Origin of the sequence: Halogranum rubrum (genome assembly GCF_900114455.1) — an archaeon.
In the GTDB taxonomy this organism is placed as follows: domain Archaea; phylum Halobacteriota; class Halobacteria; order Halobacteriales; family Haloferacaceae; genus Halogranum; species Halogranum rubrum.
The window spans coordinates 544785-565386 of sequence record NZ_FOTC01000002.1; the positions used below are offsets into that span (position 1 = coordinate 544785).

At 63.5% G+C, this 20602-nt stretch carries 21 protein-coding genes; 11 read left to right on the plus strand and 10 right to left on the minus strand.

Annotation, left to right across the window (positions count from 1 at the left end; translation table 11 throughout):
* Positions 1-31 precede the first annotated feature (31 nt).
* Positions 32-1021: a transcription initiation factor IIB gene (locus BM083_RS11025; RefSeq protein ID WP_009366077.1), complete on the plus strand. Its 990-nt coding sequence runs from the start codon at positions 32-34 to the stop codon at positions 1019-1021.
* Between the two features lie 131 nt (positions 1022-1152).
* Positions 1153-1632, plus strand: a complete 480-nt coding sequence (locus tag BM083_RS11030; protein ID WP_009366076.1) for an NUDIX hydrolase — start codon at positions 1153-1155, stop codon at positions 1630-1632.
* A 153-nt stretch (positions 1633-1785) separates the two neighbouring features.
* On the opposite strand, the gene BM083_RS11035 is transcribed toward BM083_RS11030, so the two are convergent.
* From BM083_RS11035 to BM083_RS11045, 3 genes are all read right to left on the minus strand, one after another.
* Positions 1786-2862: an asparagine synthase C-terminal domain-containing protein gene (locus tag BM083_RS11035; protein WP_089869401.1), complete on the minus strand. Its 1077-nt coding sequence runs from the start codon at positions 2860-2862 to the stop codon at positions 1786-1788.
* The gene (locus BM083_RS11040) at positions 2862-3545 is read right to left on the minus strand and encodes a PHP domain-containing protein (RefSeq protein WP_089869403.1); all 684 of its coding nucleotides are present in this window, start codon (positions 3543-3545) and stop codon (positions 2862-2864) included. Before BM083_RS11040 ends, BM083_RS11035 begins: the two co-directional genes overlap by 1 nt.
* 131 nt (positions 3546-3676) lie before the next feature.
* Positions 3677-3874, minus strand: coding sequence for a hypothetical protein (locus tag BM083_RS11045; RefSeq protein WP_009366073.1), 198 nt, complete (start codon positions 3872-3874; stop codon positions 3677-3679).
* A 148-nt stretch (positions 3875-4022) separates the two neighbouring features.
* Between BM083_RS11045 and purL the strand changes: the two genes are divergently transcribed.
* The 3 genes from purL to BM083_RS11060 all read left to right on the plus strand — a co-directional run bounded on the left by purL (position 4023) and on the right by BM083_RS11060 (position 7459).
* Entirely contained in the window at positions 4023-6146 is a 2124-nt protein-coding gene (purL, locus tag BM083_RS11050) for a phosphoribosylformylglycinamidine synthase subunit PurL (RefSeq protein ID WP_089869405.1), read from the plus strand.
* 44 nt (positions 6147-6190) lie between these two features.
* The gene (locus tag BM083_RS11055; protein WP_089869407.1) at positions 6191-6643 is read left to right on the plus strand and encodes a hypothetical protein; all 453 of its coding nucleotides are present in this window, start codon (positions 6191-6193) and stop codon (positions 6641-6643) included.
* A gap of 291 nt (positions 6644-6934) precedes the next feature.
* Entirely contained in the window at positions 6935-7459 is a 525-nt protein-coding gene (locus tag BM083_RS11060) for a hypothetical protein (protein WP_089869409.1), read from the plus strand.
* 16 nt (positions 7460-7475) lie between these two features.
* On the opposite strand, the gene BM083_RS23300 is transcribed toward BM083_RS11060, so the two are convergent.
* Positions 7476-7646: a DUF7550 family protein gene (locus tag BM083_RS23300; RefSeq protein ID WP_177197607.1), complete on the minus strand. Its 171-nt coding sequence runs from the start codon at positions 7644-7646 to the stop codon at positions 7476-7478.
* Positions 7647-7790: 144 nt separating this feature from the next.
* Between BM083_RS23300 and BM083_RS11065 the strand changes: the two genes are divergently transcribed.
* The 3 genes from BM083_RS11065 (at position 7791) to BM083_RS11075 (ending at position 13542) form a co-directional block, all read left to right on the plus strand.
* The gene (locus BM083_RS11065; protein ID WP_089869411.1) at positions 7791-9572 is read left to right on the plus strand and encodes a glycoside hydrolase family 13 protein; all 1782 of its coding nucleotides are present in this window, start codon (positions 7791-7793) and stop codon (positions 9570-9572) included.
* Between the two features lie 106 nt (positions 9573-9678).
* The gene (locus tag BM083_RS11070) at positions 9679-11397 is read left to right on the plus strand and encodes a glycoside hydrolase family 13 protein (RefSeq protein ID WP_089869413.1); all 1719 of its coding nucleotides are present in this window, start codon (positions 9679-9681) and stop codon (positions 11395-11397) included.
* 393 nt (positions 11398-11790) lie between these two features.
* Positions 11791-13542, plus strand: a complete 1752-nt coding sequence (locus tag BM083_RS11075; protein WP_089869416.1) for an alkaline phosphatase D family protein — start codon at positions 11791-11793, stop codon at positions 13540-13542.
* Between the two features lie 7 nt (positions 13543-13549).
* Here BM083_RS11075 and BM083_RS11080 read toward each other — a convergent pair whose 3' ends face one another.
* The gene (locus tag BM083_RS11080; protein ID WP_089869418.1) at positions 13550-14227 is read right to left on the minus strand and encodes a DedA family protein; all 678 of its coding nucleotides are present in this window, start codon (positions 14225-14227) and stop codon (positions 13550-13552) included.
* A gap of 107 nt (positions 14228-14334) precedes the next feature.
* Between BM083_RS11080 and hisF the strand changes: the two genes are divergently transcribed.
* Positions 14335-15147: an imidazole glycerol phosphate synthase subunit HisF gene (gene hisF, locus BM083_RS11085; RefSeq protein ID WP_089869420.1), complete on the plus strand. Its 813-nt coding sequence runs from the start codon at positions 14335-14337 to the stop codon at positions 15145-15147.
* A gap of 81 nt (positions 15148-15228) precedes the next feature.
* Positions 15229-15624, plus strand: coding sequence for a VOC family protein (locus BM083_RS11090; RefSeq protein WP_089869422.1), 396 nt, complete (start codon positions 15229-15231; stop codon positions 15622-15624).
* A gap of 58 nt (positions 15625-15682) precedes the next feature.
* On the opposite strand, the gene BM083_RS11095 is transcribed toward BM083_RS11090, so the two are convergent.
* The 3 genes from BM083_RS11095 to BM083_RS11105 all read right to left on the minus strand — a co-directional run bounded on the left by BM083_RS11095 (position 15683) and on the right by BM083_RS11105 (position 17456).
* Positions 15683-16702, minus strand: a complete 1020-nt coding sequence (locus BM083_RS11095; protein WP_089869424.1) for a lysylphosphatidylglycerol synthase transmembrane domain-containing protein — start codon at positions 16700-16702, stop codon at positions 15683-15685.
* Between the two features lie 123 nt (positions 16703-16825).
* A complete protein-coding gene (locus BM083_RS11100) occupies positions 16826-17107 on the minus strand; it encodes a DNA-directed RNA polymerase subunit L (protein ID WP_049893632.1) in 282 nt (93 codons plus the stop codon).
* Between the two features lie 64 nt (positions 17108-17171).
* Positions 17172-17456: a transcriptional regulator gene (locus tag BM083_RS11105; RefSeq protein WP_009366062.1), complete on the minus strand. Its 285-nt coding sequence runs from the start codon at positions 17454-17456 to the stop codon at positions 17172-17174.
* Between the two features lie 103 nt (positions 17457-17559).
* On the opposite strand from BM083_RS11105, the gene BM083_RS11110 reads away from it, so the two are divergent.
* The gene (locus tag BM083_RS11110; protein WP_049893540.1) at positions 17560-18531 is read left to right on the plus strand and encodes a nucleotidyltransferase family protein; all 972 of its coding nucleotides are present in this window, start codon (positions 17560-17562) and stop codon (positions 18529-18531) included.
* A gap of 63 nt (positions 18532-18594) precedes the next feature.
* Here BM083_RS11110 and BM083_RS11115 read toward each other — a convergent pair whose 3' ends face one another.
* Together BM083_RS11115 and BM083_RS11120 are read right to left on the minus strand one after the other, a co-directional pair.
* Positions 18595-19305: a diphthine--ammonia ligase gene (locus BM083_RS11115; RefSeq protein ID WP_009366060.1), complete on the minus strand. Its 711-nt coding sequence runs from the start codon at positions 19303-19305 to the stop codon at positions 18595-18597.
* A gap of 307 nt (positions 19306-19612) precedes the next feature.
* Positions 19613-20563 carry a phosphoadenosine phosphosulfate reductase family protein gene (locus BM083_RS11120; RefSeq protein WP_089869426.1) on the minus strand — a complete coding sequence of 317 codons (951 nt, stop codon included), beginning with the start codon at positions 20561-20563 and terminating at the stop codon, positions 19613-19615.
* Positions 20564-20602 lie beyond the last annotated feature (39 nt).

A 20602-nucleotide genomic window follows, 5' to 3' on the forward strand; every position in this document is an offset into this window, starting at 1 on the left:
AGACTTCTCTCCCACCCCCCCTTATCCCACAATGACTGAGAGTGTCCGAAGCTACACGGGTCAGCGTGCCCGTTCGCGCGAGGAAGAAGAGACAGAATCCGAGAACGAGTCGGCCTCGGAGGAGCTACACTGCCCGGAGTGCGGAGGACAGCTGAACCCAGACACGGCTCACGGTGAGACGGTCTGTAGCGACTGTGGGCTCGTCGTCGACGAAGACGAGATCGACCACGGTCCCGAGTGGCGAGCGTTCGACTCCAAAGAGAAAGACCAGAAGTCCCGCGTCGGTGCACCGACGACGAACATGATGCACGACAAAGGGCTGTCGACCAACATCGGCTGGCAGGACAAAGACGCCTACGGGAACTCCCTGTCCAGTCGCCAGCGAGAGAAGATGCAGCGACTGCGGACCTGGAACGAGCGGTTCCGAACCCGTGACTCCAAAGAGCGCAACCTGAAGCAGGCGCTCGGCGAAATCGACCGCATGGCCTCCGGTCTCGGTCTGCCGGACAACGTCCGCGAGACGGCGTCGGTCATCTATCGCCGTGCGCTCGACGACGACCTGCTGCCCGGCCGCTCCATCGAGGGTGTCGCGACGAGTGCCCTCTACGCGGCGGCCCGCCAGGCCGGCACGCCGCGGAGTCTCGACGAGATTGCGAGCGTCTCCCGCGTCGACAAAGACGAAATCGCCCGGACGTACCGGTACGTCGTCCGCGAACTCAAACTGGAGATTCAGCCCGCGGACCCCGAACAGTACGTCCCACGCTTTGCCAGCGACCTCGACCTCTCCGACGAGTCCGAGCGTCGTGCGCGCAAACTGCTCCAGAACGCGAAAGAAGAGGGCGTCCACAGCGGGAAGTCGCCGGTCGGCCTCGCGGCCGCCGCCGTCTACGCCGCTTCGCTCTTGACCAACGAGAAGGTCACCCAAAGCGAGGTTTCGGACGTCGCAAACATCAGCGAAGTCACCATCCGCAACCGGTATCACGAACTGCTCGAAGCCGAAGAGCAAGTTCAGATGCCCTAACCCCTTCTGTCTCTTCACTTCACGAGTCGCGTGAATCGATTCACGTCGCCGTGTTTTCGTCGCTGACGACTCTATCTACTCCATCCACCCCGAGTCGGAATCGGCAAGTCCCACCGTTCAGAGCCATCCGTATGGAGACGACACGTCACTTCACCGCGACGGTCTACATCGTCAACGACGGGGCGACTGCCCTCCACCACCACGCACGATTGGGGATTCGTGTCCCGCCGGGCGGTCACGTCGACCGAGACGAACTCCCGCACGAGGCGGGCCTCCGCGAAGTCAGAGAAGAGACGGGACTCGACGCGACGCTCGCCGCCGACGTGGCAGACGTCGACGCGCCTGCCGGTGAACCCCTCCCCCAACCGGCCCACATGATGCTCTACGACATCAACGTCCACGAAGACGGGCGAGTCGGTCACCAACACATTGACCACGTCTACTTCGCCCGTGTCGATAGACGAGATATCGACCCCAACGGCGACGACGAAGCGGACTCCGAACTCTGGAACTGGTACACTGCGGACGAACTCCGAGCGAGCGACGTCGACCCCGACACCGTACAGATTGGCGTCGAAGCTATCGAGACGGTCACCGAGACGTCTAACTGAGAACCCGAGGCGAACGAACGTTCAAGTACAAGAGCGCGACCAGACACCTCGTGCGCTGACGAGTCACCGCGTAGCGGTCTGCGGGTGTGCGATACACCGCTTCGCGTCACTCTCTACACAGCCGTGTCGCCTGTTCGCTCACTCCGAGAACTGCTACTCTTCACAGAGCGAGCGGATGTACTGTCCGACGTGGTCGTCCATCCGTCGCTTGAATCCCGCTTGCCGCGCCAGTCGGTCGAGTTCGCGAGCGGCGTAGGTTCCGTACTGGACCGCCTTCTTGTCCGCACTCGTGACCGAGTCCGGAAGCACGCCGTCTGCGGCCCGCCGGAGCGCAACCTTTCGTTCGTCTTCCGTCGCCAGCAACTCGGCCGGGAGTCGAAGCGCCGCGTCGACGACGCGGTCGTGTAGGAGCGGTGCGACCGGTTCGACGCTCGCCGCCCGCAACGCGAGTACGTCTCGCTCTAACTGGTCGGGGAGCGTCGCAACGACTTCACGTGTCGCCCCCCGAACCGTGTCGGCCTCGACACGGTGGTCGGTCGCGGGGGCGACGACCTTCGAGTAGCCACCGAACAACTCGTCTGCACCTTGGCCGACGGCGAGACGGTCGTAGCCGTCTTCGGAGACCTGCTTCGCGGTGAGATAGAGCGGGAGAGCTATCTGGATATCCATCGGGTTATCTCGCCCGATAGCCGAGACGAGTTCCGGAACCGCCTGTCGAAGCGCGTCGTGGGTAAGTTCGACGACGCGGAGTTCTCGGTCCATCGCATCGGCGGCCGCCGTCGCCGCGGCGACGTCGTGACTCCCCTCGAACCCAGCGACGTAGAGCGGCGCATCTGGAACGCCCGCGGCGACGAGTCCGGAGTCGACGCCGCCGGAGAAGGCGACGGCGAGGTTCTCGGAGTCGACGTCTCGAACGCTCGTCGACACGGCGTCGCGGACGGCGCCGATTGCCTCGTCGGGAGGAGAGACGGGGGGTTCGGGGAGTGACCACACAACCTCGTCACCACCTGCGTCGCGAGCGACGCCCGGTGGGACCCGAACTGGGTCGTCGAGGTCCGTCCGGTCGGTGCTCCATCGGGTCTCGTCACCACGTTCCGAGAACAGCGGATACCGTCCGAGTACGTCTCGCACGAGTCGGCCGTCGACTTCCCCAGCGAAGCCACCGGTTCCGGGCAACGGGTCGCCCGTGTCGAGTGCATCGCGGACGACTTCGAGGGCTGCACCGTCCATCAGAGCAGGTCGGCGAAGCCGTGTTTCATCCGTCGCTTCGCGCCGCCGGCGGCCTGTCGGAAGCTGATGCGCCACGGTGTACGCGACCCGACGTAGCTCGTCTCACCGTCGACGATGGCGTCGAGAATCGCGCTCGCGTCGCGTTCGTCCGTCGCGACTTCGGTGACAGCCTGACCGACCATCTCGCTGATGTGCGCGTCGCTCCCGGCCGTCATCGGGAGGCCGCGTCGCTCGGCAAACTTCTCGGCTTTGCGGTTCGCGAGACCGGTGAGGAGTCGGGAGTTGTACACCTCGATGGCGTCGGCACTCGCCAACTGGTCGCGAGTGACGTGGGGGGCGACGCCGTGGCGGGATTTCTGGAACGGATGGGGAACGACCGCGACTCCCCCCTGGTCGCGGATACGGTCGAGCGTCTCGTCGAACGAGAGCCCTGCGGGAATCAGTTTGTCGATACCGAACGCCAGTACGTGGCCTGCGGCGCTCGTGACCTCCATCCCCGGGATACCGACGAGACCGTAGTCGGGTGCTCTCTCGACGGCTTCGAGACTGGCGTCGATCTCGTCGTGGTCGGTGATGGCGATCGCGTCGAGGTCGACTGCGGCCGCTTGTTCCAGCAGTAGGTCCACCGGATCACGTCCGTCGTACGACAGCGACGAGTGCGTGTGCAACTCGACCGATAACACGAACGGGGGTAAGAACCACCCGCTAAAAAGACCCGCGGTCCGGACAGTGAGTGTCACTCAATCGTTTACTTCGCGGAGACAGACCGTCTCTCTGGCGAAGTCACTGACTCGATGCGTACGGGGTGAGTCGATTATTCGCCGGCGATGACGCTCGGCACGACGATGAGTATCGTCAGGAGGACGGCGACGACGACGCCGATACCGTAGAGCGCGATGGGTGACCCCGGTCCGTGGGTCTGGAGTTCGTGCAGGAACTCCGGTGCGATGATACCCAGACCACCGATGGCGAGCAGGACGCCTATTCCTCCCCAGACGACTGATTCGTTCATTGGTGAACTCTGAAACGACGAACCGTGTTATGTGTACCGGATTGCTGGAGTCCGCGTCGACGCCGCTCCAACCCTGTCTACTGCCGCTAATGTACACGTACGTGCACATAGAAAAGCATTAACAGCCCCTCTATCAACAGGAAGGTGAATGAGCCTGCCCGACACGGACTACGACCTCATCCGGGACGAACTCGGTCGGGACCCGACACCCGCCGAAGGAGAACTGTTCGAGAACCTCTGGAGCGAACACTGCGCGTACCGGTCTTCGCGCCCGCTTTTGTCGGCGTTCGACTCCGAGAGCGACGACGTCGTCATCGGTCCGGGTGACGACGCGGCCGTCGTCGCCGTTCCGCTGTACGAGGGCGACGACGAGACGTACATCACGTTCGGCATCGAGAGCCACAACCACCCGTCCTACGTCGACCCGTTCGACGGCGCGGCGACGGGCGTCGGCGGCATCGTCCGTGACACCCTGTCGATGGGTGCCTACCCAATCGCGCTCGCCGACTCGCTGTACTTCGGCGACTTCGACCGCGAACACTCGCGCTATCTCTTCGAGGGCGTCGTCGAAGGAATCAGCCACTACGGCAACTGTATCGGCGTTCCGACCGTGGCCGGAAGCGTCGACTTCCACGAGGGCTACGTCGGTAATCCGCTGGTCAACGTCGCTTGTGTGGGTCTGACGACCCCCGACCGTCTCGTCACCGCCGAAGCCCAAGCGGCGGGCAACAAACTCGTCCTCGTCGGCAACGCGACCGGCCGCGACGGACTCGGTGGGGCCTCTTTCGCGAGTGAGGACCTCGCCGAGGACGCCGAGACCGAGGACCGTCCCGCCGTCCAAGTCGGCGACCCGTACACGGAGAAACTCCTCATCGAGGCCAACGAGGACCTCGTCGACGAGGGACTGGTTCTCTCCGCGCGCGACCTCGGTGCGGCCGGTCTCGGCGGTGCCTCCAGCGAACTCGTCGCCAAAGGCGGCTTCGGCGCGGAAATCGACCTCGACCGCGTCCACCAGCGCGAACCGAACATGTCCGCTCTAGAGATTCTGCTCGCGGAGTCCCAAGAGCGGATGTGCTACGAAGTCGCCCCCGAAGACGTCGAACGCGTCGCCGACATCGCCGAGAAGTACGACCTCGGCTGCTCGGTCATCGGCGACGTCGCCGACGGCAACTACGTCTGTACCTTCGACGGCGACGTCGTCGTCGACGTTCCCCCCGAGTTCCTCGCCGACGGCGCACCGATGAACGACCTCGACGCCGTCGCCTCGGAACCGCAGGAACGTGACCTACCAGAAGCGGACCTCACCGAAGCGTTCGAGGCTGTCGTCGGCAGTCCGACCACCGCGAGCAAACGCTGGGTCTACCGACAGTACGACCACGAAGTCGGCATCCGAACGAGCGTCGGTCCCGGCGACGACGCGGCCATTATCGCTCTGCGCGAGGCGGGCGCGGGTCTCGCACTCTCCTCGGGTGCGAACCCCAACTGGACGAGTGCGAACCCCTACGAGGGTGCGCGCGCCGTCGCCCTCGAAAACGCGACCAACCTCGCCGCGAAGGGTGCGACGCCGCTCGCGGCCGTCGACTGTCTCAACGGCGGCAATCCGGAGAAACCCGCCGTCTACGGCGGGTTCAAAGGTATCGTCGACGGTCTCGCCGACATGTGTCGGACCCTCTCGACTCCCGTCGTCGGTGGGAACGTCTCGCTCTACAACGACTCGGTCTCCGGGCCGATTCCGCCGACGCCGACGCTGGCGATGGTCGGCAGCAAGGCGGGCTACGACGCCCCGCCCGCCGCCTTCTCGGGCGAGGGAACGCTCCTCCTCGTCGGCGAGGCGGGCGGCGCACTCGGCGGGTCGGAGTACCTCGCGAAGACCGGCGGAACCGACCGATTCCCGACGCTCCCGGCGAACCCCGCGGGCCTCGTGGCCGCCCTCGCCGCCGTCGCCGACGACGAGTCGACGCTCGCCACGCACGACGTGAGCCACGGCGGCCTCGCGGTGTCGCTCGCGGAGATGGTCACCGAGACGGCTGGTGCAGACGTCGAACTCGCCGACGAAATCGCACTCTTCGACGAGACGCCAGGCCGCGTCGTCGTCGAGACGACGAACCCCGAGGCAGTTCGCGAGGCGTTCGACGGCGTCGCACCCGTGACCGAAATCGGCGCGGCGACGACGGACGGCACGCTCTCGCTCTCGGTGAGTGATGAAGAACTCGTCTACGACGCGGCGTCGATTGCGGAACTGCGGGACGTCATCGAGCGCGAACTGGAGTAACGTCGGACGCGAACACTTTTCGGCACTCGACTCCGGTCTGAAATATGCGCAAACCCGCTGCAGTCGCTCTCTCCCTCCTCTTGGTTCTCGCTGGGTGCAGTGCTCCGACAGCCACTCCTCCCGAAGGCACGTCGTCGGTGAACGAATCTCCGTCGTCGACATCTCCGGTCGTCGATAGTCGCGCTACAGCGACCGACATCGTCGTCGTCAATGGGACACTCCCTGTCGACGTGAATCGAACCTACGCCCGAACCGCCGTGTTGCTCGGAACGGAGTTCGGCGGGCCGTACAACGTCCAAGTCGCCGGGAACGAGACGTTGGCTTTCTCTCCACAACCAGTCTCGCCGTTTCACGACCTTTGGGGCGTCTCGAGAGCACCCAGCACGGACGAGACGTTCGTCGCGACCGGACGGGTTCCCGACCAGACGCTCGTCTACCTCCACTACGAGATTCTCGACGACGAAACCCAGACCGAGACGACGCTCGCCCACGAGTAAGTTCACACCGTACAGTCGGGCACTGGTGGGGAGTACGCACTTCGCGAATCGCTCGGACCGACCTACTCGACCGACGAACGAGCCGTCTACTCGGCCGTCGTTGAGGGAAGTGCCGAGTTTACCACGCAGACGTATATCGACAGATACGGCGTCTCGACGGCGTCGGTCCTCGCATCGAACCGACGAAGCTACGAGGCGTCACGTGGCGCAGTTCGCTACGCCAACGCACCGTACTACTTCGGCCAGCAGTACGTCGTCTCCCGCGTCGACTCGCCTCGTGACGTAAGTCGAGTGTATCAGCGTCCGCCGAAGACGACAGAAGAGGTACTCCACAACCTCTCGCCGGAAACTGAACCGCCGACGCCACTCTCGGTGTCTGTCGAGTCGGATTCCTCGGATGGGTCGGCCGCAGCCAACGACTGGAAACGTCTCGGCGACGACCAGATGGGTGAACTGTTTCTCCGCGTCGCACTCCGAGAAGAGTTGAGTCGGTCGGCGGCGGTTAGCGGGGCAGATGGCTGGGGGAACGACACGCAAATCGAGTTCACCTCCGAGGGCCGAACCGGCTATGCGTGGGCGCTTCGATGGGACGACACCGCGAACGCAACGGAGTTCGAGACGGTGCTGACCGAGTATCTCGATAGCCGTGCGGAGAAGCGAGGTGAGACGTGGGTCGACACCGAAGACGGCGAGACGTCGCACTTCCGCTCGATCCGCGCAGGCGCCGACATCGTCGTCGTCTTCGCAGGCCACGAGGAGTTCGTGGACGGGGCTACCGCCGAGGCTCAGGCGGGGAACGTGACGGTGACGACGTGAGAATCTGCAGACGCGTTCAGGCCAAGAGCAGCGGTACACCGAAGACGACGGCGAGGCCGACGAGCGTGACGACGATGCCCGTGCCGACTTGACTCATCGTGAAACTCTGCATCGGCGACGTGATACGCCCCTCCTCGTTGCCGCCGTGGTCGTGGCTGTCGTGCTCGCCGGTGTGTGAGTCGTCCATATCACACTGTCGGATTCGCCGCTACTAAAGTACAACTATCGTCGACTGTGCAACTGTGGCACGGTCGACCGCGCGACGACGTACGGGCTTCCGTGAATGACTTTCACAAGCTACTGTTAAACCATCGGCGCGTGAGCACCACGCATGGACAGTGCAGACATCGACCGCCAGTGGTGGAAAGAGGCGGTCGTCTACCAGATTTATCCGCGCAGTTTCAACGACACCGACGGCGACGGCGTCGGCGACATTCCGGGCATCATCGAGAAGTTGGACTACCTCGACGAACTCGGCGTCGACGTCGTCTGGCTCAACCCGGTCTACGAGTCGCCGAACGCGGACAACGGCTACGACATCGCCGACTATCAGTCCATCATGGACGAGTTCGGGACGATGAGTGATTGGGAGGACCTACTCGACGGTCTCCACGACCGAGACATCAAACTCATCATGGACCTCGTCGTCAACCACACCTCCGACGAACACGAGTGGTTCGTCAAGTCCCGCGAGGGCGACGAGGAGTTCCGCGACTACTACATCTGGCGGAACGGACGGACGGACGTCGACGGGTGGACCGGCCACCTTGGTCCGGACGACGAAGCCCCACCGAACGACTGGGGGTCGTTCTTCGGCGGTCCGGCGTGGGAGTACGACGAGGACGTCGGCGAGTGGTACCTGCATCTCTTCGACGTGAAGCAACCGGACCTGAACTGGGAGAACGAAGACGTCCGCGAAGAGGTGTTCTCGATGATGGAGTGGTGGCTGGAGAAGGGCATCGACGGCTTCCGGATGGACGTCATCAACCTCATCTCCAAGCCGCCGAGCGTCACCGAGCACAACCCGCCGGAACCCGACGGCTTCGACGCGACGTTCGACGGGCCGAAGATTCACGAGTACGTCGGTGAGATGGGTGAGCGCGTCCTCTCTGACGACCTGCTCACCGTCGGCGAGGTTGTCGGCGACGTGTCGATGGACGACGCCCGACAGTACGTCGGCCGCGACGGCGACGGCCTAGGCATGCTGTTTCACTTCGACCACATGCTTCTCGACCGCGGCGGCGACGTCTGGGAGTACTACGGCTACGACCTGACCGACCTGAAGGACGTCTTCCGACACTGGCAGAAGAGCCTCGAAGGGGAGGGCTGGAACAGCAACTACCTCAACAACCACGACCAGCCACGGATGGTCTCGCGCTTCGGCGACGACGTGGAGTACCGCGTCGAGTCCGCCAAGTTGCTGGGGACGCTCCTCCACACGCTCCACGGGACGCCGTACATCTATCAGGGCGAGGAACTCGGGATGACGAACTACCCCTTCGAGCGCCTCGACGACTACCAAGACGTCGACACGCTCAACCCCGTCCAGAACGCTCTCGACGAGGGTGTCATCGAGAACTTCGACGACGTGAAAGATTCGGTCGCTGCGCTGAGTCGTGACAACGCGCGGACGCCGATGCAGTGGACCGACGAGGAACACGCTGGCTTCACCGACGGCGAACCGTGGCTGGCAGTCAACCCGAACCACGAGGAGATAAACGCCGACACGGCCCGCGAGGACGACGACTCGGTGTTCCACTACTACCGTAACCTCATCGCGCTCCGTGACGACGACGACGTGAGCGACGTGCTCGTCTACGGGAGCTACGACGACCTCTGGCCGAGCCACACCGACCTCTGGGCCTACACCCGGACGCTAGACGACGAACGTCTGCTCGTCGTGTTGAACTTCACGAGCGAAGACCAGCAGTTCCGACTGCCGCGCGAAGACGAGGACCACGCGACCTACGCCGACGAACTCCCCCTCCACGCAGGCGAAGTCGCCGACCTCGACACGGAACTGCTCGTCTCGAACTACGACGAAGACGTCGAATCGGACCCGACGGAGTTCGCGCTCCGACCGTGGGAAGCGCGCGTGTACCACCTTTCGTAGACTGTCGCGACGACGTGTCGTCTCGACAGTCGGGTGAAACTGTCTCTCTTTGTCATACGTCGGTCGAACCGGAGAATCAAAGGAAACTCACGAGCGACTGTCGACAATGACTCAGTCGGACATCGACCGCCAGTGGTGGAAGGAGGCAGTCGTCTATCAGATCTACCCCCGAAGTTTCAACGACACCGACGGAAGCGGCGTCGGTGACATTCAGGGTATCATCGAACGGGTAGAGTACTTAGACGACCTTGGCGTCGACGTCGTCTGGCTGAACCCCATCTACGAGTCGCCCGGCGCGGACAACGGGTACGACATCTCGAGTTACCGCTCGATAGACGACCAGTTCGGAACGATGGCCGACTGGGAGGAACTGTTGGCGAAGCTCCACGAGCGAGATATCAAGCTCATCATGGACCTCGTCGTCAACCACACCTCCGACGAACACATCTGGTTCGAAGAGTCCCGAAAGTCGACGGACAACGAGTACCGCGACTACTACATCTGGCGCGAAGGCCGACAGGTCGACCGTGAAGGCGGCCCGCACGGGCCGAGTGGTGAAGCACCGCCGAACAACTGGGAGTCGTTCTTCGGCGGACCGGCGTGGAGTTACGACGAGCAGACCGGCGAGTGGTATCTCCACATCTTCGATAGCAAACAACCCGACCTGAACTGGGAGAACACCGAAGTCCGCGAGGAGATTTACGACATGATGGAGTGGTGGCTGGAGAAGGGAATCGACGGCTTCCGGATGGACGTCATCAACCTCCTCTCGAAACCCGACGGCCTCCCGGATAGCGAGGATGAAGACGCACTCGTCGTCGGTGCCGACCACTTCATGAACGGGCCGCGTATCCACGACTACCTCTCGGAGATGCACGAGGAGGTCATCGAACCGTACGACGCGATGACCGTCGGCGAGATGGCGAACGTGGACGCCGAACAGGCGCGAGCGTACTCCGCCGACGGGATGTCGATGGCGTTCACCTTCGACCACCTTCGACTCGACTTCGGGCCGAACGGTCGGTGGAGCCACGGGACGTTCGAACTCCCGGAACTGAAGCGAGCGATGAGCTACTGGCAGGAGGGACTCGGTGACGAGGGCTGGAACGCCGTCTTCCTCGGTAACCACGACGAGCCACGCATCCTCTCGCGGTTCGGCAACGACGGTGTCTACCGCGCCGAATCCGCGAAACTGCTGGCGACGCTCCTCACGACACTTCAGGGGACGCCCTACATCTTCCAAGGCGACGAACTGGGGATGACGAACTATCCCTTCGAGAGCCTCGACGAGGTACGCGACGTCGACACGCTCAAGAACGTCCGTATCGCCCGCGAGGAAGGACGCTTCGCCGACGAGACGGAGATGCTGGACGTCGTTCGTCGCCGAAGCCGTGACAACGCGCGGACGCCGATGCAGTGGTCCGACGAGGAGTACGCCGGGTTCACCGACGGCGAGCCGTGGATTCCGGTCAACCCGAACTACGAGAAGGTCAACGTCGAGGCCGAACGAGAGAACCGTGATTCCGTGTGGAACTACTACCGACGACTCGTCGACTTGCATCACGAGTCGGACCTGCTCGTCTACGGCGACTACGACCTCTATCTGCCCGAGCACGGGGAGCTGTGGGTGTACACACGCACTCTCGGCGACGAACAGGCGCTCGTCGCGCTCAACGTCTCGGACACGTCGACGACGTTCGAACCGCCGGACGTCGTCGCCGGGTCGGACGCCGAACTGCTCGCCGCGAACTACACCGTCGACGCGGACGCCGTCGAGACGACCGACCTCCAGCCGTGGGAGGCGCGGGTGTACAAGCTGAACTGACGACCCACACGCTGTTCTGCGGTGGCGCGCGCTGGCAGTCGCTCCGTCGGCTGCCAGTCGCGTGCGAGGTCCTCGTGAGCTTGCGAACGAGGGGCAGGGCGATTCCAGAGGAATCGCTTGAAGCCGGACAGCAGTTCTGTCCGGCGACAGAAAGAGCTCTGCTCTTTCGAGGGAGGACTGAGTGACCGAGCGAGCGGAGTGAGCGAGTGAACGAAGGAGTCGGCTGGGGAGGATGTGGACGGTGCGGTCTCTCGTCGTGTTTCGGGTGTCGTGAATCGCCGAATCGACTGTGTTCTAAACACCTGCAGTGCTACGAACGGCCTCGGAAACACTTCGATACCGCACGCGCACAGAGTCGGAACCTGCAAGCACCCCCACTCCAAACCCCTGGCAATGTCCGATGGAGGCATGCACTTGCGAGACGAGCCAAATCGCGGCGCGGACGGTCACGCCGAACTCCTCTCGGAACTCGACTCGCACGATATCGCCGTCGCAACCGACCCCGTCACGTCTCCGGACACCGAAGTCTTCGACGTCGACGAGACTGCCGACACAGACGAGACGTTCCCCCAATCCGTCGCCAGCGGCGGCCCGACACCTGAGGGCGTCATCGTCTGGACGCGAATCGCTCCCGACGTCTTCGACGGCGAGGAACCACTGGGCGTGCAAGTCGCCCACGACGAGGAACTGACCGACGTCGTCTACGAAGGAGTCGTCACCGACGCCGACCGGATTCGTGCTCACGACTACACGGTCAAAGTCGACCTCGACGGCCACCTGGACGCCGACGGGACCTACTACTACCGGTTCGTCTACCGTGGTGTCTCCTCGCGTATCGGCCGCTGTCGAACGCTCCCCGCGGCCGACGCCTCGCCGGAGTCGATTCGCTTCGCGGTGCTCGCGTGTCAGAACTACCTCAACGGCTACTACCCCGCGTTCCACTACGTCGCCGAGACAGACGTCGACTTCCTCGTCCACGTCGGCGACTTCGTCTACGAGTCCGATGACGGGGCATTCAAAGGTCTCGGGTCGTACGACTACGCCGACCGCGAGAAATCGTTCCCGAGCGGCCACGAGCGGGTCTGGGGTCTCGGCGACTACCGCTATCTCTACCGACTCTATCGAAGCGACCGCTTCATGCAGGAGGCGTTGGAGTCGCACACGCTCATCGCGGGATGGGACGACCACGAGATGGTCAACGACGTCTACTGGGACCGCGTGACCGACGCACCCGCCGGCGACCATCCGCGCGGCGACGACCCGGAGTTCATGACCGAACTCGTCGCCGACGCGATGCACGCGTGGTGGGAGTTCATGCCGGCCCGCGTCGAGTACGACCCGAACGGCGAGTCGTTGCAGGAGCGGTTCCGCCTCTGGCGCACCTTCCAGTTCGGTGACCTCGTCGACCTCGTGTTGACCGACGAGCGACTCTTCCGCGACCCGCCACGAGAGGCTATCCCCACCGTCGACAACGTCGGCCCGCACCGTGAACCACCGGGACGGACGATGCTCGGCGACGAACAGCGCGAGTGGCTGGTCGAGACGCTCACCGAGTCGGAGGGGAAGTGGACGGTGTGGGCCGACGAAGTGCTGACCGTCCCGTTCCGCCTCGGGTCGGGACCGCTCTCGCTCTACCCGGTACAGGGCGGATGGGACGGCTACACCCGAGAGCGACAGCGTATCACCGAAGCCGTCGCGGCGGCGAACGTCGACAACTTCGTGACGCTCACCGGCGACATGCACAGCTACGTCGCCGCCTACCAGCAGGATTCGTATCCCGGCCGCGTGACCGGCGGCGAGGGTGTCGCGCAGGGCGACCGTATCGGCGTCGAGTTCATGACGCCCGCCATCACGTCGCTGAACGCCGCCGAGGCACTCCACCTGACGCGCGGGTGGCGCAAGAAGCTCACCGAACCGCTGCTCTCGTGGCTGATTCCGCTGATGAACCCCCACATCGAGTTCTTCGACGGTCACAACTGGGGCTACTCGGTCGTGGAGTTCACCCGCGAGAACTGCACCTACGTCGGCTACGCCGTCGACAAGACGGAGAACAGCCCGGACGCCGACCGGTCTGTCGTGGCCGCGTATCGGGTCCCGTCGGGTATCGTCCACCTCGAAGACGTGACAGACGAGTACGACGGCTGAGTACTATTTACTGACGCTGACCGTCGGCCCACCGTCTCCCGACGTACCCCAGACCGAAGAGCGCGGCGAGACCGACGACGGCCACGAGCGGTCTACTGCTGACGAACTCCACGGCGGTCGCGAAGAAGGATTGTTGCCGCCCATAGTAGACGATGGCTCCGGTCGCCGCGTAGAACGCGGCTGTCCCGATGGCCGTGTACGCGACGAACCGCTGTGGGTCCATGTTGGCCAGCCCAGCAGGGATGGAGATGACCGACCGGAGGACAGGCAAGAATCGTCCCCAGCACACGGACGACTGTCCCCGCTCGCGGAACCACCGCTGTCCGCGCTCGATTCTTCCCTCCGAGACGGTGATTCGCGCTCGAATCCAACTCGCTCGGCCGACGCGGGTGTCGGCGAACACGTAGAAGGGGACGAACGCGCCGACGGTTCCACCGACCGTCGCCGCCGTCACGAAGACGAGAAACGAAAGCGGGTCGGTGACGAGGAGAGCGGCGGCCGCCGGGACGACGACTTCACTCGGGAGGAACGGAAAGAGCATCGACGTCTCCAGAAACGTGAACAGACAGAGGACGAACGGCCCGTACAGACGCAAGAGACGAACCGCTGTCGACGTCAAGTCCTCGAGTACCAACACCGCCGCTACTACATCTACCACGGGTATCGCGGAGACCACGGAGACCATACGAGTCGTTCAGGAGGGCGACATAACACACCTCGGGCCGGCGCCGACGTACACCTGCCGTAGTCGAAACCGTGAAACCCGACACTCGCAAACTCTCACTCACTCAAATGCTGACGAAGCGCATCATCCCCTGTATCGACGTCGACTTAGACGAGGATGGCAACCCCGCCGTCTACACCGGTGTCAACTTCGAGGACCTCAAGTACACCGGCGACCCCGTCGAGATGGCCAAACAGTACAACGAGGCCGGGGCCGACGAGTTCGTCTTCCTCGACATCACCGCCTCCGCCGACGGCCGCGAGACGATGCTCGACACCGTCTCCCGCGTCGCCGACGAGGTATTTATCCCCCTCACCGTCGGCGGCGGCATCCGCACGAAAGACGACATCAAAGAGACGCTCCGCGCCGGCGCAGACAAAGTCTCTATCAACACTGCCGCACTCCAGCGACCCGAACTGGTCGAAGAGGGCGCGAAGGCGTTCGGCAATCAGTGTATCGTCATCTCCGTCGACGCGCGCCGCCGCTACGACGAAGAGGGCGAGTTCTACGCCGACGTCGACGGCGAGTCCTGCTGGTTCGAGTGTACCATCAAAGGTGGCCGCGAAGGAACCGGCATCGACGTCGTCGAGTGGGCACGCGAGGCCGAATCCCGCGGTGCGGGTGAACTGTTCGTCAACTCCATCGACGCCGACGGAACCAAGGATGGCTACGACATCCCGCTCACCAAGGCTGTCTGCGACAACGTCTCGACTCCGGTCATCGCCTCGTCGGGATGCGGTGGCCCCGAAGACATGTACGAGGTGTTCACCGAGGCCGGTGCCGACGCCGGACTCGCCGCCTCCATCTTCCACTTCGACGAGTACTCGATTCAGGACGTCAAGTCCTACCTCGACGAGCGCGACGTGCCGGTTCGGCTGTAACTTCGTCACTCGACTCGAAACAGGGACACGCACTTTCACTCCCTACACAACGGCTATTGCCGATTTCGACGTTCTCCAGTCATGGAAGCGAGGGCCGCAGACTTCGTCCACTACACCGTCACCGACTTCGAACGCGCCGTCTCGTTCTACCGCGACACTATCGGGCTGACCCTCGAAAGCGAAGACGCCGAGATGGGGTGGGCGGAGTTCGCGCTCCCGACGACGACGCTCACGCTCGGTCGAGCGAACCCACAAGTCCCGGTTACGCCGGGTGGTGGCGGTGTCAGTATCGCGCTCTCCGTCGACGACGTGGAGGCGGCAGTCGAGGAGTTCCGTGAGGCGGGAATGACCGTCCTGATGGACGCAATCGAGACCGGCGTCTGCGACATGGCGATGGTCGGTGACCCCGACGACAACCCGATACTGCTCCACCGCCGTCACGACGGCACGTGCGGTCGGACGAACCCGTTCCCGTAATCGGTACGTCGGTACCGCCGCCTTCCGTGCGGGTTCGAGGACTGGTTTTCACCCTCTCTCAGTGCGTGTAAATCTCGTACAGCGCGGCGACGCCGCCGATGCCGAGGACGTACCAGTAACTCGCCACACGGTAGACGAGCGCCACCGCCGCCGCAGTCGCCGTGTTGACGGGCGTCAAGACGACGAGCAGACCGACGATTGCGGCTTCGACCCCGCCGAGTCCACCGGGTGTCGGTGCGACGCCAGCGAGCGTGCTGGCCGGGACGATAAAGAGGACGAGCAGTGGGTCGATGCTCACCCCGAGCGTCTGCCCGGCGAGAAAGAGCGGTGCGGCGAAGAACAGCCAGCCGAGATACGAGTAGACGAGGGTCACGACGAGCGCTTTGGGACGGGCGGCGATTCGGTCGACCCGGTCGTAGAACTCGTCGACGCGGTTGCTGAGCGAATCGACGTCGACGTACTTCGTCCGAGAGGCGACCGGCCGGGCGAGACCGACGACGAGTCGCTCGACGACGCCTCGATGTCGCCAGCCGAGATACACCAGTACGGGAATCCCGAACGCGAGGAGGGCGAGGCCACCGACGAGTGGTTCCGCCCGCGGCGGGACCGACCCGCGGACGAACAGTACCGTGAACCCGAATCCGGCGAACGTGAAGAACGGCAGCATGTTGAGCAGGTCCGCGATGACGACGCCCGCGAGGCTCTCTTGGTAGGAGACGCGGCCGTCAGTCGAGAGGATGTAGGCGATGAACGGGCCGCCGCCGGCCTTGCCGAACGGCGTCACGTAGTCGGCGAACGTCCCCGCGAAGTACGTCGAGACGAGCGAGGGGAGCGGGATATCGACGTCGACGACGGCGAGGATGACGTCCCACGACTTCGCCCAGATGACGAGACAGAACGTCGACGAGAGACAGGCGACGACGAGCCAACGGAGGTCCGCATCGCGGAGCGTCGAGAGAATTTCGCCCCACCCGACGACCGTGCCGAAGAAGTACAACAGGACTCCCGCAGCGGCGAAACTTGCGAGTACTTTGAGTGCAGTTCCCCGGTCGACAGTCGCACCGGCAACATCAGACATCGTGAGAGAGTTCCTCGTTCACAGTCGCTCATCGTGAGAACGTCGATGAGGTCCCGTTTCTAGAAGAGACCACCAGCGGGAGGTGGTTGTGTCTATCGGCCGGTTGCACGGTGGCGTCGACGATTACGCCGCGGTGAACGCGTCGCGGAAGGAGTCGGTCATCGCCTGGATGCTGCGTGCACCCTCGGCGACGGCGTCCAGGGGGTCGACGCCTGCTTCGGTCTTGACAGAGAGAATCGGGTCTGTCTGTCCACCGGACTGTTCGGGGTTCACGTCGTACGTTGCGGCGGCGACACCCTCCGTCTCCAAGAGCGCGCCTTTCAGCACGTTCATGAAGGTGTGGTCTTCGCCGGCGATCTCGATGCGGAGTTCCTCGTCGGTCTTTTCGATGACCCGCAGTTCCATGTGTGTGAGTTCTCTCGTCGCGCGTTTCAACGTTTCGTCTCGACGATTTCGGTTACTCTCTCTCTCACTCGATTTTGAACACGGCCTCTTCGATTCCTTCGTTTCGACACTCCGGACAGCGCGAAGGGTAGTTGACGGGGTCGTCGAACGCACTGAAGCCACAGTTGCGACACTCCGGCGGGGCGACCAAGAACTCCTCGTCGGTCCCGTCGAGCGACTGGGCGACGTGCTGGAGGTGGTCGTACACCGACGACCGGGGAACCCCGACCGTCTGCGAGAGAGCGCTCGCCGTCGCCGGTTGCTCGCGGAGTGTTTCGGCGATTCGTTGTCGCGTCGTCGTCGCGTCCATCGCGGGGACCTACTAGTCGGAGAGACAAACCGTTTCCTGTTGATTGGCTGTGGTATCCGCCGCAGGGGAAAGAACCATACCACCGGAACGAAAGTGAACAGATATGAAAGCCGTAGTGCTGGCAGGCGGTTACGCGACCCGGTTGTGGCCTATCACCAAGCACCGTCCGAAGATGCTTCTCCCGGTCGGTGAGGACACAGTCATCGACATCATCTTCGAAGATCTAGAAGAAGACGAACGCATCGACGAAGTGTTCGTCAGTACGAACGAAGCCTTCGCGACGGAGTTCGAGGAGTATCTCGCCGACAGCGAGTACGAGAAACCGACGCTCTCGGTCGAAGAGACGCGCGAGGAAGACGAGAAGTTCGGCGTCGTCGGCGCTATCGAGGAACTCATCGAGCGCGAAGGGGTCGACGACGACCTCGTCGTCGTCGCCGGTGACAACCTGCTGAGCTTCGAGATGTCGGAGTTCATCGACTACTTCGAGTCCAAGGGAACGCCCGCTATCGCCGCGTACGACGTTGGCTCCTACGACAAGGCCAAATCCTACGGACTGGTCGAACTCGACGGCGAGAAGGTCGTCGACTTCCAAGAGAAGCCCGAAGACCCGAAGAGTACGCTCGTCTCTATCGCGTGCTACGCGTTCCGCCAAGAGGACCTCCCGAAGTTCGACGAGTATCTCACGAGCGGCAACAACCCCGACGAACCGGGTTGGTTCATCCAGTGGCTCCAGTCCCAAGAGGACGTCCACGCCTTCACCTTCGACGGCGCGTGGTTCGACATCGGGACGCCGGACAGCTATCTCGACGCCGTCGCGTGGAAACTCGACGACGAGAACTACATCAACGAGTCGGCCACCATCGAGAACTCCGAACTCGGTACCAACGTCCACGTGATGGCCGGAGCGACGGTCACTGACTCTTCGCTCGACGACACCATCGTCTTCCCGAACACGACCATCGTCGACTCCGACATCAAACGCTCCATCATCGACGAAGGGACCCGAATCGAGGGGTTGGAGTTCTCGGGTGCGCTCATCGGCGCGCACACGAAGATTACCGACGAGATGGTCTAAACGCCCCGTCGACTTTCCGCTTCGATTTCTACGAGAATCGAGAATCGAGAATCAGCGACGCAGTTACTCTAATCGCGCGTCCGTAATCCGAATCCGGCCTCTCGTCCCTTCCCACTCAGTGTCGTACTCCAACTCGATTCGCTTCTCCATGTGCGGGCCGTCGACGACGAACGTCTCGAACTCGCCACCTTCTCCGAGGATGTGGACGCCGTACTGCTCGTTCAGTTCCTCCAGTTCTTCGAGCGCCGCCTCGTCCAGCGTGCGGCCGAGCCACGACTCGTCCAGACCACCGGCGGCGACTTGGATAATCTTGATTTCGAACCCGGCGTCGAGCATCGCGTCGGCGAGCTCGCGGGGGTCCTCCTGCCAGAGCGGCGCGAAGAGGTCGATGCCGAGGCGGTCACACATCCCCTGAATCCGATGGGTCTGGAACTCGCTCTCGACGGCCCCGGCGGTGACGCCGACGAGGTCTATCTCCCCTTGCAACTCGGTCAGCGCGGCCTCCAGCGGTTCGAGTTCGGCGTCGCCCTGCGCGCCGGAATCCTCCGCCGACTCCGCCTCCAAGTCGCCGGGTTCGACTTCGACGAGTTCGATACCGACGCTCTCGGCGACGAGACGCGCGAGGCGCGTCTCGGGGACGTGATACATGTAGGAGTCGCCGTCGGGATGGACGGTCAGCAAGCGAGAGACGTTCAGTCCTTCTTCGAGTGCCCGATACAGCGCCCACGAGGAGTCTTTGCCACCGGAGAAGAGACTCACCCAGTCGTCGGTCATTGACTCGGAGTAGGCGACGATTGCGTTAAACAGTCTACGGTTGCCGCCGGAGCGGCCGAAACACTTGCAAACAGGTGTGTCTCGGTGGTCGGTGCTGAGTGGTCGCGGTGGCGGCGCGGTTGCGGTGCGGTTGCGGTGCGGTTCGCACCTAGCACGCTGTACCGCGCCGAGCGTAGCGAGGCGCGGGGCGGGTTTTTTGGCCCAAGGGAAGACGCTTCGCGTCTTCCAAGCCTTCGCGGTGAAACCGCGAAGAGAGCTTTTTCAAGGAGTGGTCGCCGTAGGCGACCCGACGTAGAAAAAGGTCGTGTTACATGTACCCGAGGTCGCGCAGTTGACCCATCAGGTTCTCTTTGTCCTGTGCGCGGCCCTCGCGTTCGGTCGTGTTGTCGAGGTCCTGCAACCACGCCGGTCGGTCGTCGCTCTTGCCCGACCCCGACTCGGTGCCGAGCGAGCGGAAGCCTTCGAAGTACTTGGGGCTCACGGGCAGGTCGCGTGCGGTGAGGCCGTTCGGGAGGTCAGCGGTGCTCTCCGGGACGTGACCGGTCGGGTAGCCCTCGACGGTGTCGGGGACGATGAACTGCCAGAAGGCGTCCCAGATGTCACCCTCGTCGAACTGGAGGATGGTGTGGACGCGGTCGTGTGGCGGGTACTTCTCGGACTCGTGGCGGGGGCTGAAGAACGTCTCGTTGGCGCGGGACTCCTGTTCGTCCCAGCGGACGCCGGAGAAGATGCCGTCGAAGCCGTGTTCGGTGATGACCTGGTTGAGCGCGACGGTCTTCAGGAGGTGGTTCCCCTCGAAGGAGTCGGCGTCGAGGACGAACTCGTCACCCTCGTAGCCGAGGCGTTCGAGTTCGCGCTGGTTGCTCTCGCTGAGGTCGGCGACGGCGACGGAGTCGCCGGGGGCGACGCCGAGGTCACGGAAGTCCTCGTTGGCGGCCCAGATGAGGTTCAGGTCCCACTCGTCGGCCCACTGGTGGACGAAGTCCTCGACTTCGTCGAAGTGTTCGAAGTGGTCGAGGAAGACGACGGGCGGCACTTCCAGCCCGTGTTCGCGCGCGACTTCGCGGACGACGTAGAGGACGACGGTGGAGTCTTTCCCACCGGTCCACATGATGGCGGGCTTCTTGTACTGCTGGAGCGCGGTAAGTGTCACTTCCGTGGCCTTCGCCATCTTGTCCATGAGCGAGGGGTAATCGGCGGCCGTCTGCTTGGTACCGGCCGAATAATCGAGATCGAGGTAATCGGGGAATGTGGTCATACCACTTCACTTGTCGCTCTCTGTGACTATCTAGTTTTG

Bases quoted from the DNA above. Each gene is read 5' to 3' on its own strand.
- BM083_RS11080 (WP_089869418.1), bottom strand. From the start codon at position 14,227: ATGGTCTCCGTGGTCTCCGCGATACCCGTGGTAGATGTAGTAGCGGCG.
- BM083_RS11030 (WP_009366076.1), top strand. From the start codon at position 1,153: ATGGAGACGACACGTCACTTCACCGCGACGGTCTACATCGTCAACGAC.
- purL (WP_089869405.1), top strand. From the start codon at position 4,023: ATGAGCCTGCCCGACACGGACTACGACCTCATCCGGGACGAACTCGGT.
- BM083_RS11075 (WP_089869416.1), top strand. From the start codon at position 11,791: ATGTCCGATGGAGGCATGCACTTGCGAGACGAGCCAAATCGCGGCGCG.
- BM083_RS11090 (WP_089869422.1), top strand. From the start codon at position 15,229: ATGGAAGCGAGGGCCGCAGACTTCGTCCACTACACCGTCACCGACTTC.
- BM083_RS11100 (WP_049893632.1), bottom strand. From the start codon at position 17,107: ATGGAACTGCGGGTCATCGAAAAGACCGACGAGGAACTCCGCATCGAG.
- BM083_RS23300 (WP_177197607.1), bottom strand. From the start codon at position 7,646: ATGGACGACTCACACACCGGCGAGCACGACAGCCACGACCACGGCGGC.
- hisF (WP_089869420.1), top strand. From the start codon at position 14,335: ATGCTGACGAAGCGCATCATCCCCTGTATCGACGTCGACTTAGACGAG.
- BM083_RS11035 (WP_089869401.1), bottom strand. From the start codon at position 2,862: ATGGACGGTGCAGCCCTCGAAGTCGTCCGCGATGCACTCGACACGGGC.
- BM083_RS11095 (WP_089869424.1), bottom strand. From the start codon at position 16,702: ATGTCTGATGTTGCCGGTGCGACTGTCGACCGGGGAACTGCACTCAAA.
- BM083_RS11070 (WP_089869413.1), top strand. From the start codon at position 9,679: ATGACTCAGTCGGACATCGACCGCCAGTGGTGGAAGGAGGCAGTCGTC.
- BM083_RS11120 (WP_089869426.1), bottom strand. From the start codon at position 20,563: ATGACCACATTCCCCGATTACCTCGATCTCGATTATTCGGCCGGTACC.
- BM083_RS11110 (WP_049893540.1), top strand. From the start codon at position 17,560: ATGAAAGCCGTAGTGCTGGCAGGCGGTTACGCGACCCGGTTGTGGCCT.
- BM083_RS11115 (WP_009366060.1), bottom strand. From the start codon at position 19,305: ATGACCGACGACTGGGTGAGTCTCTTCTCCGGTGGCAAAGACTCCTCG.
- BM083_RS11065 (WP_089869411.1), top strand. From the start codon at position 7,791: ATGGACAGTGCAGACATCGACCGCCAGTGGTGGAAAGAGGCGGTCGTC.
- BM083_RS11025 (WP_009366077.1), top strand. From the start codon at position 32: ATGACTGAGAGTGTCCGAAGCTACACGGGTCAGCGTGCCCGTTCGCGC.
- BM083_RS11105 (WP_009366062.1), bottom strand. From the start codon at position 17,456: ATGGACGCGACGACGACGCGACAACGAATCGCCGAAACACTCCGCGAG.
- BM083_RS11055 (WP_089869407.1), top strand. From the start codon at position 6,191: ATGCGCAAACCCGCTGCAGTCGCTCTCTCCCTCCTCTTGGTTCTCGCT.
- BM083_RS11045 (WP_009366073.1), bottom strand. From the start codon at position 3,874: ATGAACGAATCAGTCGTCTGGGGAGGAATAGGCGTCCTGCTCGCCATC.